The sequence below is a fragment of the Sulfitobacter sp. TMED3 genome, from assembly GCF_002167505.1.
GTDB classification, from domain to species: Bacteria; Pseudomonadota; Alphaproteobacteria; order Rhodobacterales; family Rhodobacteraceae; genus Sulfitobacter; species Sulfitobacter pontiacus.
In genome coordinates, this window is sequence record NZ_NHBI01000039.1 from 49,473 (window position 1) to 62,841 (window position 13,369).

General features: G+C 56.8%; 13 protein-coding genes and 1 pseudogene. 6 read left to right on the forward strand and 8 right to left on the reverse strand.

Going from position 1 to position 13,369, the window contains the following annotated elements:
* Window positions 1–44 precede the first annotated feature (44 nt).
* Window positions 45–920, reverse strand: coding sequence for a 3-hydroxybutyryl-CoA dehydrogenase (locus CBB63_RS10995; protein ID WP_005849905.1), 876 nt, complete (start codon window positions 918–920; stop codon window positions 45–47).
* 158 nt (window positions 921–1,078) lie between these two features.
* Here CBB63_RS10995 and CBB63_RS11000 point away from each other — a divergent pair, with 158 nt between their 5' ends.
* Window positions 1,079–1,903, forward strand: a complete 825-nt coding sequence (locus CBB63_RS11000; protein WP_286699169.1) for a DUF6473 family protein — start codon at window positions 1,079–1,081, stop codon at window positions 1,901–1,903.
* Between the two features lie 50 nt (window positions 1,904–1,953).
* Here the strand turns inward: CBB63_RS11000 and CBB63_RS11005 are convergent, their stop codons facing one another.
* The 6 genes from CBB63_RS11005 to CBB63_RS11030 all read right to left on the reverse strand — a co-directional run bounded on the left by CBB63_RS11005 (window position 1,954) and on the right by CBB63_RS11030 (window position 6,135).
* Window positions 1,954–2,880: an electron transfer flavoprotein subunit alpha/FixB family protein gene (locus CBB63_RS11005; protein WP_286699170.1), complete on the reverse strand. Its 927-nt coding sequence runs from the start codon at window positions 2,878–2,880 to the stop codon at window positions 1,954–1,956.
* Window positions 2,880–3,638: an electron transfer flavoprotein subunit beta/FixA family protein gene (locus CBB63_RS11010; RefSeq protein WP_286699171.1), complete on the reverse strand. Its 759-nt coding sequence runs from the start codon at window positions 3,636–3,638 to the stop codon at window positions 2,880–2,882. The genes CBB63_RS11005 and CBB63_RS11010 overlap by 1 nt, the downstream gene beginning before the upstream one ends.
* A gap of 146 nt (window positions 3,639–3,784) precedes the next feature.
* Window positions 3,785–4,357, reverse strand: coding sequence for a cob(I)yrinic acid a,c-diamide adenosyltransferase (locus tag CBB63_RS11015; RefSeq protein ID WP_286699172.1), 573 nt, complete (start codon window positions 4,355–4,357; stop codon window positions 3,785–3,787).
* Entirely contained in the window at window positions 4,357–4,563 is a 207-nt protein-coding gene (locus tag CBB63_RS11020) for a twin transmembrane helix small protein (RefSeq protein ID WP_037953908.1), read from the reverse strand. The genes CBB63_RS11015 and CBB63_RS11020 overlap by 1 nt, the downstream gene beginning before the upstream one ends.
* Before the next feature lie 58 nt (window positions 4,564–4,621).
* Window positions 4,622–5,449, reverse strand: coding sequence for an SDR family oxidoreductase (locus tag CBB63_RS11025; protein WP_286699173.1), 828 nt, complete (start codon window positions 5,447–5,449; stop codon window positions 4,622–4,624).
* Between the two features lie 32 nt (window positions 5,450–5,481).
* Window positions 5,482–6,135 (reverse strand): SH3 domain-containing protein, encoded by a 654-nt coding sequence (locus CBB63_RS11030; RefSeq protein WP_286699174.1) that lies wholly within the window; start codon window positions 6,133–6,135, stop codon window positions 5,482–5,484.
* Between the two features lie 201 nt (window positions 6,136–6,336).
* Here CBB63_RS11030 and CBB63_RS11035 point away from each other — a divergent pair, with 201 nt between their 5' ends.
* From CBB63_RS11035 to CBB63_RS11045, 3 genes and pseudogenes are all read left to right on the forward strand, one after another.
* Window positions 6,337–8,664: a DNA topoisomerase IV subunit A gene (locus tag CBB63_RS11035; RefSeq protein ID WP_286699175.1), complete on the forward strand. Its 2,328-nt coding sequence runs from the start codon at window positions 6,337–6,339 to the stop codon at window positions 8,662–8,664.
* A 56-nt stretch (window positions 8,665–8,720) separates the two neighbouring features.
* Entirely contained in the window at window positions 8,721–9,980 is a 1,260-nt protein-coding gene (locus CBB63_RS11040) for a DUF898 family protein (protein WP_286699176.1), read from the forward strand.
* A gap of 509 nt (window positions 9,981–10,489) precedes the next feature.
* Window positions 10,490–10,978: pseudogene (locus CBB63_RS11045) on the forward strand (M48 family metallopeptidase); the annotation flags it as partial.
* An 89-nt stretch (window positions 10,979–11,067) separates the two neighbouring features.
* On the opposite strand, the gene CBB63_RS11050 reads toward CBB63_RS11045, so the two are convergent.
* A complete protein-coding gene (locus CBB63_RS11050) occupies window positions 11,068–12,417 on the reverse strand; it encodes a cytochrome P450 (protein ID WP_286699177.1) in 1,350 nt (449 codons plus the stop codon).
* Window positions 12,418–12,544: 127 nt separating this feature from the next.
* Here CBB63_RS11050 and CBB63_RS11055 point away from each other — a divergent pair, with 127 nt between their 5' ends.
* Complete coding sequence (locus CBB63_RS11055; RefSeq protein ID WP_235208576.1) at window positions 12,545–13,144, forward strand: hypothetical protein; 600 nt, start codon at window positions 12,545–12,547, stop codon at window positions 13,142–13,144.
* 132 nt (window positions 13,145–13,276) lie between these two features.
* A partial coding sequence (locus CBB63_RS11060; protein WP_018590913.1) for a GTP-binding protein occupies window positions 13,277–13,369 on the forward strand: 93 nt, incomplete at its 3' end.

Consider the following 13,369-nt stretch of genomic DNA (forward strand, 5'->3'; position numbering starts at 1 on the left):
AATCCCGGGGGCGCGGGGGCTGGCCCCCGCTGTTTGCTGCAAATTTATCGCGTGGGAACAGGCACATCGCCGCGGTAGTCATAGAAACCCCGCTGAGATTTACGCCCCAGCCAGCCCGCTTCAACGTATTTTGTCAGCAGCGGACAGGGACGATATTTCGTATCGGCCAGCCCGTCATGCAACACGTTCATAATCGCCAGGCAGGTGTCTAGACCGATGAAATCTGCAAGCTCCAGCGGCCCCATCGGGTGGTTGGCCCCCAGCTTGAGTGAACTATCGATAGATTCGACAGAGCCCACACCTTCATAGAGTGTATAGACAGCCTCGTTGATCATCGGCATCAAGATACGATTTACGATAAATGCTGGGAAGTCTTCGGCAGAGGCCGCAGTTTTGCCCAGTTTATCAACGACGCCGCGGCAGGCCTCAAAAGTTTCCTTATCCGTCGCAATCCCGCGGATCAGCTCCACCAGCTGCATCACGGGCACCGGGTTCATGAAGTGGAACCCCATAAACTTTTCAGGGCGATCGGTTCGGCTGGCGAGCCGCGTAATCGAAATTGACGACGTGTTCGACGTCAGGATTGTGGTCGGTTTGAGGTGGGGGATCAGATCTTCAAAAATCGCTTGCTTGACGGTCTCGCGTTCGGTCGCCGCCTCGATCACCAGATCACTTTGGCCCAATTCTGCAAGTGTTTGGGTTGTCACGATTCTTTTGAGCGTCGCGTCACGGTCTGCTTCGGTTACCTTACCGCGGCCAACCTGACGGTCGAGGTTGCCGGTAATGGTATCAACCGCCTTTTGCAGTGCTTCAGCGCTTACATCGTTCAACAGCACGTCGTAGCCCGCCAAAGCCATAACATGGGCGATGCCGTTGCCCATTTGGCCTGCGCCAACGATGCCGATTGTCTGGATATCCATGCGCTGTCCCCTTTTGTTTCGCCGCAGCATAAAGCGGGCGGGGTAGCAGCCGCAAGGGTCGGAATTCACGACAGCTTTTCTCAAATCCGAACATTAAGGAAATCGAAAATACTTAGGGCGATACTGCGTCCGTAAAGCGGTGGAACAGGGTGAACGGTATGGGCGCTACGGAAGATGGCAGGCGGCGGTTGGACTACGCGTTGTGCCGCTATGGCACGTCGAAACTACTGTTTCGCGGACCTCTTCGGAGAACTTCCTCGCCTTATGTGGTTTTTGTTGGCGGCTCCCAGACGTTTGGCCGCTACGTCGAAACTCCGTTCCCTACGTTGGTAGAACTGTCTAGCGGGGTGCCTTGCATCAACTTCGGGTGCCAAAATGCGGGTCTGGATGTGTTTCTACATGATGCCGAAGTTATGAAAATTGCCGCCGGGGCGCATGTGACCGTGGTGCAAGTGTTGGGCGCACACAACATGTCGAATCGTTACTACTCAGTGCACCCTCGTCGAAACGACAGATTTATCGCACCGTCGAAACTGCTTTACTCCATCTACCCCGAGGTTGATTTTGCAGAATTTCACTTTACACGCCACCTATTGGAGGCGCTCAAGCAAGTCTCGCCCACTCGGTTCGCGATGGTGGTGCGTGAGCTTCAACAGGCTTGGATCGCTCGGATGACCCTGCTGCTTGGCCGAATGACGGGACCATGCGTGCTGCTTCACCTTAGTCCCGAAAAGCCCACGCGGGACATGGGCGCGCAGGCTCGTGCGGGGCCTCTGTTCGTGACCAAAGCTATGGTTGTCCAGGTAAGTCGTCTGGCGGCCGGGGTGGTATATGTGACACCGTCACACGCGGCCATGTCCGAGGGGACGGCGGGGATGGTGTTCCCTGCAGTAGAGAAGGAGCGGGCGTTACAGCTCCCCGGCGTTCGGGCACATAAAGAGATTGCGAAGGCGGTCGCGCAGACGATTGAACACCTGAAATAGAAAAAGGCCCGCAGGTGACTGCGGGCCTTATCCATGAAAACCTTAAAGGCTTACAGTTTCTCGATCAGCTCGGGAACGGCTTCGAACAGATCTGCCACCAGACCATAGTCCGCGACCTGGAAGATCGGCGCTTCTTCGTCTTTGTTGATGGCGACGATGATCTTGCTGTCTTTCATGCCGGCCAAGTGCTGGATCGCACCGGAGATGCCAACCGCCACATAAAGCTCGGGCGCGACAACCTTACCGGTCTGACCTACTTGCCAGTCGTTCGGAGCATAGCCCGAATCAACGGCAGCGCGCGAAGCGCCAACAGCAGCACCCAGCTTGTCAGCCAGCTTTTCGATCAAGGCGAAGTCTTCTTCGGAGCCAACGCCACGGCCGCCGGAAACAACCACGCCAGCCGATGTCAGCTCGGGGCGATCGCTTTCTGCAACGTGGTCTTCAACCCAGGAAGACAGGCCGGGATCGGCCGCAGCGGATACCGTCTCTACAGAGGCGGAGCCACCGTCGCCCGCGGCGTCAAACGTCGTGGTGCGGAAGGTGATAACCTTTTTCGGATCCGAGGATTTGACCGTCTGGATCGCGTTGCCCGCATAGATGGGACGTTCGAACGTGTCGGTGTCGATAACACCGGACACATCGGACAGCAACATGACGTCAAGCAACGCAGCAACACGTGGCATCACGTTTTTGGCGTCTGTGGTCGCTGGCGCGGTGATGTGATCGTAATCACCGGCGAGCGATACGATCAACGCCGCCGTGGATTCCGCGAGGCGGTGGCCAAGGGTCTCATCCTCGGCGACCNGAACTTTGGAAACNCCGTTGATTTTCGCAGCCGCTTCGCCCGCCGCAGCGGCGGAACCACCAGCGCAGAGAACAGTAACATCGCCGAGCATCTTGGCCGCAGCAACGGCTTTGGATGTCGCGTCAAGTGCCAGTTCGCCATCAGTTACTTCTGCAAGGAGTAGAACAGCCATTACACAGCCCCCGCTTCTTTAAGTTTCGCAACCAGTTCATCGACCGACTCGACCTTGANGCCCGCAGCACGTTCTGCTGGCTCAGCCGTCTTGATGATTTCCAAACGGTTGGAAACCTCGACGCCATAATCGGCAGGTGTCTTNTCATCCAAAGGCTTTTTCTTTGCCTTCATGATGTTGGGTAGCGACGCATAGCGTGGTTCGTTCAGGCGAAGATCCACAGTCACGACTGTAGGCATGGAAACCTTAATAGTCTGCAAACCACCGTCGACTTCACGTGTCACAACAGCGCTGTCGCCATCGATGTCGACTTTGGAGGCGAAAGTCGCTTGCGACCACCCCAGCAGAGCGGACAGCATCTGACCCGTGGCGTTCATGTCGTTGTCGATCGCCTGCTTACCGCAAAGAACAAGGTCGGGCTTCTCTTCTTCGACGACGCCTTTCAGAATTTTGGCAACGGTCAAAGGCTCGATATCGTTGTGCACATCGTCGGCCGCCACGATCAGAATCGCGCGGTCGGCGCCCATTGCCAGCGCTGTGCGCAGTGTTTCCTGCGCCTGTTTTACGCCGATAGAGACGACCACAACTTCTTCGACCTGGCCGGCCTCTTTCATGCGGATCGCTTGTTCGACGGAAATCTCGTCAAACGGGTTCATCGACATCTTTACGTTGGCAAGATCAACACCCGTGCCGTCCGCTTTGACGCGTACTTTCACGTTGTAGTCGATCACGCGCTTTACAGGTACCAGTACCTTCATGAGCGTTCTCTCTCCTCAGTTGACGATCCGGGCCGGTTCGGCCCCGATCATGTGAACTCTTCGTCGGTGTAACGAAGCAATCGAATGCAAAACAGTCAAAAATAGTAATTTATTGTCTTTCGACGCGGCGTTTCTGACTGACGGCCTTAGCGATTTGCCCCGGGCACCCATAATACATCGTCCTTACCGCCGTTATTTGAAGCCCTCGCCGCGACGAAAAACCAATCGCTTAGCCGGTTCAGATATTTGACGGTGGCCAGATTGATAGAATCTCTGTCAGCCAAATGCACCGCAAGCCGTTCGGCGCGGCGGGCAACTGTCCGGCACACGTGCAAATGCGCGGCAAGTGCGGTGCCGCCGGGTAGAATAAAGCTTCTCAGCGGGGACAGATCAGCGTTCATCACGTCGATCTCACGTTCAAGCCTGTCGACCTGCGCCGCCGCGAGGCGCAGAGGCGGGTATTCGGCGTCTGCATCCGCTTCCATATCGGGGCGGCACAGGTCAGCGCCCAGGTCGAACAGGTCGTTCTGGATACGCGACAGCGCGGCGTCGGTTTCGCCTTTCGCCTCAAGCCGCGCGACACCAACAAAACAGTTCAATTCGTCGGATGTGCCATATGCCTCGACCCGGAGGTCGTGTTTGGCCACACGGTCCCCGTTTCCCAACGCGGTTTCGCCTTTGTCGCCGGTGCGGGTGTAGATTTTATTAAGAACAACCATCAGCCAGCGTCCTTTCGCAGGTACACATATATGACGATGAGAACGACAGCGATGAACTGTGCGATGATGCGCATGCGCATAAGTTTATTTGAATTGCGCTTATTGAATTCTCCGCCACCAGCGAAGCCCCCAAGCCCAAAAATCAATACGATAACCACCGCAATCACGGCAACGACGGTCAGGATATATAACGGATCAGCGAACATAAGCATCCTTTGTGTTGCTGAAAGATGTAGCGGGGTCATGCAGTAGCGCAACCCGAATTTATCGAGAGAGCACCCAGTCTAGGGCACGTGTTGGTAAAATACGCTTTAAAATGCCCGAGATGCGCGTCGGTGTCGTGACATAATACCGCGGCCGTGGGCGGTCGGCCTCCAGCGCATGGATAAGCTTGTCAACGACTGCTTGTGGCGGAAGCTCGAACCTGTCGGGCCCTCTCGCAGTGTATAGCCTGTCTAACAACGCGCTTTCGTATTGCGCCTTTCGGGCAGAGCTTTTCCAATCGATCCAACGCTCGAAGTGCGGGATAGAGTTCGCGCGGATGTTGGATGTAATGGGCCCGGGCTCGATCAGGGTCACGTGAATGGGGGTGTCGCGCAGTTCAATGCGCAGCGTGTCTGTTAAGCCTTCCAGCGCGAATTTCGTAGAATTGTAAGCGCCACGCCACGGCATCGTGACAAGACCCAAGACGGACGAACATTGAATAATGCGCCCGTGACCCTGTGCCCGCATCACAGGGATGATCTTGCGCGTAAGCTCGTGCCAGCCGAAGAAATTGCTTTCGAATATCNCGCGCAGCGCGTCTGTGGGNAGNTCTTCGACGGCACCGGGTGTCGCATGGGCACCGTTGTTATAAAGGGCATCGAGCGTGCCACCGGTTTGCTCNAGTACNTGATCCANCGCAGNGGCGATGCTACTGGCATCCGTATAGTCGAGCTGGGGCGCATCAAATCCTTCNGCGGCTAGCCTCTCGCAATCGCGNGTTTGGCGGCACGAAGCGAAAACNNTCCAGCCGCGTTCGCGCANNGNATGCGCAGCNGCGTAGCCGATCCCGGAGGAGCAGCCGGTAATTAAAATTGTACGTTGTTGCATTAACANTCTGTCTCGGNANNNGTTGNGTGAGTTTACCCGTTCGACAACAGGAAATCGGCCATCCAGCCCTCTGGCCCGCCGTCTACGGGACGCATCTTTACCCATCCATCGCCGTTATCCTGAATNATCTCGACCGAATCGCCGCGACCTAGCTTGNTCACGACCTGAAACTCGGTGCCGGGGCCACCACGGACATTCACACGGTTGCCGGATACAGAACGAATATCCGCTTCGCTGCTCAGGTTCGTTTCAGCACGTGCCTCTACGATCGCGGCACCGCTGTCNTTCGGAACNATCAGNCTGGGAATAATTGCTGGCGTGTCCGCCCCGTTCNCCGCGATNTTCTGGGCAACAGGCACATACGATACGTCAGTCGCAGCACCGGTGTCCGCNGTATTCAATGCGGTGGTGAGGGTGACAGAAACGCGTTCGGCATCATCAGCTTGCGCGGTGCTTTCAAAACCTGGCGGGGTCGTATCAACCGGAGCCGTCGCGACCGCCGGGATGACCTTTGCCGTCTCGACTGGTTCGTTTGAGGTTTCGGCGGTGATTTCATTCTCTTGTGCTGGCATCTGGTCTGCATTCGCAGCCATCTGAGCACTCGCGGGTTGAAAGTCGGCCCCGCCGCTCATCTCGTAGAATGCCCAACCAAGAAACCCGAAGGTCAACAAAATAAACCGCTTCATCACACATTCCTCGAAATAGCAGACAGCCTAGACCCGCAGCAGGTCTCCCCAAGGCTGTATTATCAAGTATAACATAAAGTGCTGCCAAATCGTTCCAATATGTTTGCAAAGTTGCATGACAGAGACACCGCACACCGTGCTGGGGCGCTGCGCGCCAAACAGTCGCTTGCCGCGTCTCGCGGCCTTGGCTAAACAATGAAGATGTCAGATGTAACCACCCCCGCCGATCCAGATTCTCGCAATTCGTCAGAGCCTTTGCGCCGTGCATTGGGCGATCGGTATCTGACCTATGCGCTTTCTACTATTATGCACCGCGCGCTGCCCGATGCGCGCGACGGGTTAAAGCCCGTTCACCGTCGAATTCTATTCGCGATGCGTGAACTGAGGCTTAACAGCACCGGGGGATTCCGGAAGTCTGCGAAAATTTCCGGCGACGTAATGGGGAACTATCACCCGCACGGCGACGCTGCGATTTACGATGCGATGGCGCGTCTCGCGCAAGATTTTAACGTGCGTTATCCGTTGGTTGACGGGCAGGGGAACTTTGGCAACATCGACGGGGATAACCCCGCTGCAAGCCGATATACCGAAGCGCGCATGACCGCCGTGGCCGAGGCCATGCTGGAAGGTCTGAATGAAAATGCTGTCGATTTTAGAGAGAATTACGACGGCACACTGACCGAGCCTGCGGTTCTGCCCGCGCAGTTCCCGAACCTTCTGGCAAACGGGTCGTCGGGTATCGCTGTTGGCATGGCCACCAACATCCCGCCGCATAATATCTCGGAACTGGTGGACGCCTGTATCCACCTGATCAAAACGCCCGATGCCCGCGACGATACCTTGCTTAAATACGTTCCCGGTCCCGATTTTCCGACCGGCGGTATTATCGTTGAACCCCCTGAAAACATTGCGAATGCCTATCGTACGGGCAAGGGCGGTTTCCGTCTGCGCTGTCGGTGGGAAACAGAGGATCTGGGGCGCGGTGCTTGGCAAATTGTCATCACTGAAATTCCCTATCAGGTACAGAAATCCAAGCTGATCGAAAAGATTGCAGAGCTTATTCAGACCAAGAAGATTCCGATTCTGGGCGATGTACGCGACGAATCGGCCGACGATATTCGCCTGATCATCGAGCCGCGTTCCAAGAACGTTGATCCCGAGGTCCTGATGGGGATGCTGTATCGCAGCTCTGATCTTGAGGTGCGATTCTCGTTGAACATGAACGTCTTGATCGACGGGGTGACGCCTAAAGTATGTTCGATGAAGGAAGTGCTGCGCGCATTTCTTGATCACCGGCGCGAGGTGCTTCAGCGGCGCTCGACCCACCGGATGGAGAAAATCGACCACCGCCTAGAGGTCTTGGAAGGTTTTATCGTCGCGTTTCTTAACCTCGATCGCGTGATTGATATCATTCGCTATGACGAGGACCCGAAATCGGCGTTGATGGCCGAGGATTGGGGTAAGGATCACGTGCGCGCGATGGACGAGGCGAGCTATGTACCGCCAGCGCCCTCCACAGAAAACGCGCTATCCGAAGTTCAAGCCGACGCGATTTTGAACATGCGCCTGCGGTCGTTGCGCCGGTTGGAAGAAATCGAATTGCTGCGCGAGCAATCCGCCTTGATGGAGGAGCGCTCGGGCCTCGAGGATCTGCTGGAAAACGAAGGAACCCAATGGGATACGATCATCGACCAGCTGCGCGAGACGAAAAAGCAGTTCGGCAAGGACTGGTCGCTGGACGGAAAGAACATCGGTCGTCGTAGAACGAGCTTCTCCGAAGCTGGCGTGATCGAGGAAGTCCCGCTGGAGGCGATGATCGACCGCGAACCGATTACAGTTGTCTGTTCGCAGATGGGCTGGATCCGTGCGATGACGGGACATATCGATCTGAACCGAGAGTTGAAGTTCAAGGATGGGGACGGCCCCCGCTTTATTTTCCATGCAGAGACAACAGACAGGCTGCTGGTTTTCGGGTCGAACGGGCGCTTTTACACGGTGTCTTCATCGACCTTGCCTGGCGGGCGCGGCATGGGGGAGCCATTGCGGTTGATGGTGGATCTGCCTAACGAAGTTCAAATTGTCGATATTTTGATCCACAAGGCGGGGCGCAAGCTATTGGTGGCTTCCTCGGCCGGGGATGGATTTATCGTGCCGGAGGATGATGTTCTGGCGCAGACACGCAGCGGTAAACAGGTGCTGAACGTGCGCGGCGACGCGAAAGCAATGATTTGCGCGCCGGTGACCGGCGATGCGGATGCCGTTGCCGTTGTGGGCGAAAATCGCAAAGTCTTGGTGTTCGGCTTGGACGAGCTTCCCGAAATGGGGCGCGGCAAAGGTGTGCGGCTGCAAAAATACAAAGACGGGGGCATGTCTGATGCGATCACGTTTAGCCGCGAGAACGGGCTAAGCTGGCAGGATCCCGCGGGACGGACACGCACCGAATCTGATCTGACCGAATGGACTGGTAAACGCGCGACAGCGGGGCGCATGGCACCGCGTGGGTTCCCGCGTGATAACCGCTTCGGTTGATCGCAAGCGACGTGAGTGACGCCGAGCTTTCATACCCCAGTGGTTCGGCACCCGCGATGTCGGTTCAATTCGTCGGGGGGCGCGGCGCGCTCTTTTGGTTGGCGTTCAAAACCGGTTTTCTCACGATTATGACGCTGGGGTTTTACCGGTTCTGGATGAAGACCCGTTTGCGGCGATGGTATTGGTCCGCAATCCGGCCGGGCGGGCATCCGATGGAATACGTCGGCGATCCGATTGAAAAGCTATTGGGATTCTTTATCGCCGTTGTGATCCTCACCTTCTACATCGGAATCATTAATCTGATTCTGATGTTCGTCAGCTTCTCGGTGTTTTCGAGCGCGACCTTAGGGTACTTCGCAGCGGGGTTCGGGGTTGTTCCCCTGTGGTTCTATGCCCGATATCGTGCGCGACGGTACGTCTTGGGACGGACGCGATGGCGCGGGGTGCGGTTTGGCCTTGATAAGGGTGCGTGGGGGTATGTCTGGCGCGCTATGCTGCATTGGCTGGTCACCATTTTCTCGCTAGGGCTGCTTTGGCCACGTATGACCTTCTACCTTGAAAAATACATGACGGACCGCACCTTTTTCGGATCGGCACAGCTGCATCAAGGGGGGCGTTGGGGCATGCTCTATCGTGCCGCGATTCCGTTTGCTTTGTTCACCTTGCTGCTTCTTGGTAGCGTGGCCTACGCGTACATATCTGCCGCGTCCCAGACTTTCGACACGTCGGGCTTCGCCTCGCAGATGCTCGAAACGCTGGCTGACGGGCAGGGCGCAGCATTTTCTATGCAAGGCGCTTGGTGGTTGCTCCTTTTCCCCGTGAGCTTGCTAGGCATGGTCTACGGTGCAGTGCACTATCGCTTTGTTTCGAAAAGAATAATGGCAAACCACAAGACAGCGAATGGTATTGCCATAACGTCGAGGCTAAGCGCACCGCGTATCGCGTTCATCTACGTTTTCGGCAGCTTTATCGCATATTCCGNCCTCGTTCTGGGGGTGTTTTTGCTAGTNTTAGGGGCATTTGTCGTCATTGGACCAAGCGCCTTTATGGGGTTTGATTTGGGGATCGACATTGAAACGCTTCCGATCCCGCGGGCTTTGGCGATCGTGGTGTTGGCGGGCTTTTACCTCTCGGTCTTTTTGATGTGGAACGTTTGCTACAACACATTCGTCACCTTTCCGTTAATGCGTCACATGGCCAAAACCTGTGCGCTTCCGCGGTATGACGGTTTGCAAAGCATCAGCCAGTCAGGGCGGGATGACTTTGCCGAAGCCGAAGGGTTTGCAGAGGCGTTGGACCTGGGAGCCGCGATATGAGCGTCGGGTTTAACGGCATGGGGGCGGCATATTTTGATGGTGATCATCCGGTTGCCGAAGATGTNAGCCTGCATATTGCGAACGATAATCTGCAGATTGGANTGGATAGCGAAGATATTATCTTCTGGCGGCTTGGCGATATTCGGTTGGTGCCCGATCAGNCGCGTGGGAAAGACTATACCCTGCGCTCAGTTACAGATCCGCTGGCGCGGCTTATCGTTGCGGATAAGACGCTGCTACAACATCTTCCTGCCGCCCGGCGTCCTGCGCNGGCCCGAGGGCGNNGCCNCTTGTTCGCTTGGGCAATCGCAGCNGTCGCGGCNGTTNTGCTTCAGATTACAGTGCTGGTGCCNTTTNTGGCGGACCGNTTGGCGAATTTCATCCCACCAGCAGGAGAGGCCGCCTTGGGTGAGGCGACATTGGGCCAAATNCGCAGGGCCTTGGACGAAAGCGGCATGCAGCCCCTCGCCATTTGNGACGNCTCGGCGGGCGAAGCGGCGCTCACCAGCATGATCACCGCGCTTAACACGGGCGAAGGGCCGGTGCAGGATTTGACTGTCCTGGTCCTGGACCACCCGATGGTGAACGCTTTTGCGCTACCCGGCGGGATTGTCGTGCTGTTCGACGGGCTGATCCAACAAGCCCAGTCCCCGGATGAGGTCGCCGCTGTGCTGGCGCATGAAATTGGTCANGTTGTCAGTCGNGACCCGACACGCCATGCGTTGCGNTCCGCCGGATCGATNGGCGTNTTGGGGCTTTTGTTCGGTGACTTCGCAGGCGGAGCNGTGGTGTTGTTTCTGGCAGAGCGTTTGATCAGCGCGACCTATACCCAGCAGGCCGAAACAGAGGCAGACGCGTTCGGACATAAACTTCTGGCAACTGCGGGCGTGTCTCCGAAAGCGATGGGGGCCATGTTCGAGCGCATGCGCCAGACCCAAGGCGAAGCGAACCCNTTGATGGCCCATTTCCTGAGCCATCCATCNTTCGATNACCGNATCNCNGCNGCGCAANATGCGGCGCGCNCGCAGTCTGAATACTCAGCTATTGTCGACGCGAACGCCTGGGNCGACCTGCGGCGGATTTGCGACTANGCAGGNGTTGCGGTTAACCATACTCCGCCTTCGGGGCGTAGGGTCAGGATCATAACCGGTTCAGGGCTTTTCCCGGCGACCGGTGTGAAACGAAACCGCGAAAGNAAGGTCGCNAGGATGATCACCGCCTCTTGCTGCGCAAAGGACGCGCCGATGCAGATACGCGGGCCATCGCCAAAGGGCAGGTAGGCGTATCGGTCGATCGCTTTGCGATCTTTGAAACGGTCGGGGTCGAAAACATCGGGCTGATCCCAAAGCTGCTGATGGCGGCCAAGCGCATAAATCGGCACCATGACAGTATCGCCGGGCCGAACTTCCCTGCCGCACAAGGTGTCGTTTCTCTGCGCGGTGCGTGAAATCACCCCCGCTGGCGGGTACAGGCGCAGGGTTTCGTCGATAATTTGGCGGATGTATGGTAGGTTTTCGACGTCTGCACCCGTCGCCGCGCGCCCCTGCANCACGGTTTGCGCCTCGGCGCGGGCTTTCTGCTGCACGGCCTGATCAAAGCCCATCAGATAGAGCGCCCAAGACAGGGTAAGGGCCGTCGTCTCATGCCCTGCGACGATGAAGGTTAACAGATTGTCCCGTAGCTCGGCCGTATTCATCTGACGTTTGGTCTTGGGGTCGGTGCCATCAAGGAGAAGATCCAGNAGGTCCGGCGTATCGCTGGGCCCCCGTTCGGCCCGCGCATCTATCGCGCCGTCGGCAATGCGTTTCATGTCTTTCAGGGCACGGCCCGACATCGCCCGTCCTGGGCGCGGAAGCCAGTCTGGCAAGCCAAGAATATCGAAAAGGCTCAGTTTCCCGGCCTCTGCAATATAGTCGTCAATGGCGCGGTGCACGGCGTCGCGGTCAAACCCGTCGCCGCCCGAGAANGTGACATCCGAGATGACGTCGAATGTCGNCGTGACCATCTCGTCCAGCATATTGATGGCCCGCGGGCCAGCGNCGNCGATCCGGTCNGCCGACCTTTGCGCTGCTGCGGTCATGATGGGCGACAGGTTTAGCATATTGCGGTGCGAAAAGGCCGGTGCCACCGCGCGGCGTTGCCAGCGCCAATGCGCACCCTCCGCAATGAAAAGGGAGTCTCCGATCGCGGGGCGCAAAAGGTTTTTTGTCACCAAGGATTTGGGGTAGTCGTCAACCCGATCCAACAGCATCTCGCGGATGGCAGTCGGGTCCATAACCATGTGCCAACGCTTGCCCATTTTGCCAGAGACCATCGGCTGTTTGACAGCTATTTCAGGAATAATGCTAAGCACATTACGTCGCGCCATAGCGAGGCTGCGAAACAGGCCTAGGGGTTGGTTAACCAAGGCCACGCGGGCGGGCAGGGGGCGATCCATGGCAATGATCCTAAATCAGACGGACATAAGGTAGCACGCCTCCCAGTGCGTGCCACTTTAGCAAACGTTGCACCCTATTCAGCCTTAGGGTATCGCAAAGGGCATAAATGCGCCGAGGAGGCATGAAATGGTTCGAATTTTATCTGCTTTGATCAGTATCGTGGTCCTTTCTGCGTGTAACGGGGCATCCGACCTCGACAAGCCGGCGGTGCCTTTGGGTGACTTTAACCTATACCACAACATCGTTGTCGCGCCGAAGGTACAGAAACTACCGATCAGCCGCGAAGTCAGTGAAGAGGTGCTGACGACGGCTGTCAAAGACGCCATTGCCGAACGTTTTGACCGCTATGAAGGCGCTCGCAATTACCACTTTGGCGTCAGTGTCGAAGGCTATGTTCTTGCCCCTCCGGGTATTCCGCTTGTGCTTGCGCCCAAGTCGATCATGATCCTGAACCTTACCGTTTGGGACGACGCCGCCGGTAAGAAGCTTACGGACGAACCGCACCAGATCACCGTGTTCGAATCCCTTGATCAGGGGCCTATTGTCGGGTCTGGCTACACCAAGACTGCTGAAGAACAGCTTAAGAACCTCAGCCAGAATGCGGCAAAGTCGATCGAGACCTATTTGGTCAAGCAAAATAAGGCCGAAGGCTGGTTCGAACGCCCGGCGGACGCGGTCATCGAGCGCGCTGAAATCCCCTCTGCGCCGGCGGTAACAGCGAACTAGTGCGCATTTACATGAATTCTGCGGCGGTGTGAGGCGAACAGGTGCTTGATTTTATGCGCCAGACCCAATACATCGCCCGCCAGATAGGTTTGGGTCTGGGTTCAGGCCCTCATTAATATAAAGGGCTGCTCCATGGCTAAGGCAAAGTTTGAACGTAATAAACCACACGTTAACATCGGTACCATTGGTCACGTTGACCACGGCAAAACCACGTTGACCGCGGCG

Bases quoted from the DNA above. Each gene is read 5' to 3' on its own strand.
- CBB63_RS10995 (WP_005849905.1), bottom strand. From the start codon at position 920: ATGGATATCCAGACAATCGGCATCGTTGGCGCAGGCCAAATGGGCAAC.
- CBB63_RS11000 (WP_286699169.1), top strand. From the start codon at position 1,079: ATGGGCGCTACGGAAGATGGCAGGCGGCGGTTGGACTACGCGTTGTGC.
- CBB63_RS11015 (WP_286699172.1), bottom strand. From the start codon at position 4,357: ATGGTTGTTCTTAATAAAATCTACACCCGCACCGGCGACAAAGGCGAA.
- CBB63_RS11020 (WP_037953908.1), bottom strand. From the start codon at position 4,563: ATGTTCGCTGATCCGTTATATATCCTGACCGTCGTTGCCGTGATTGCG.
- CBB63_RS11035 (WP_286699175.1), top strand. From the start codon at position 6,337: ATGTCAGATGTAACCACCCCCGCCGATCCAGATTCTCGCAATTCGTCA.
- CBB63_RS11055 (WP_235208576.1), top strand. From the start codon at position 12,545: ATGGTTCGAATTTTATCTGCTTTGATCAGTATCGTGGTCCTTTCTGCG.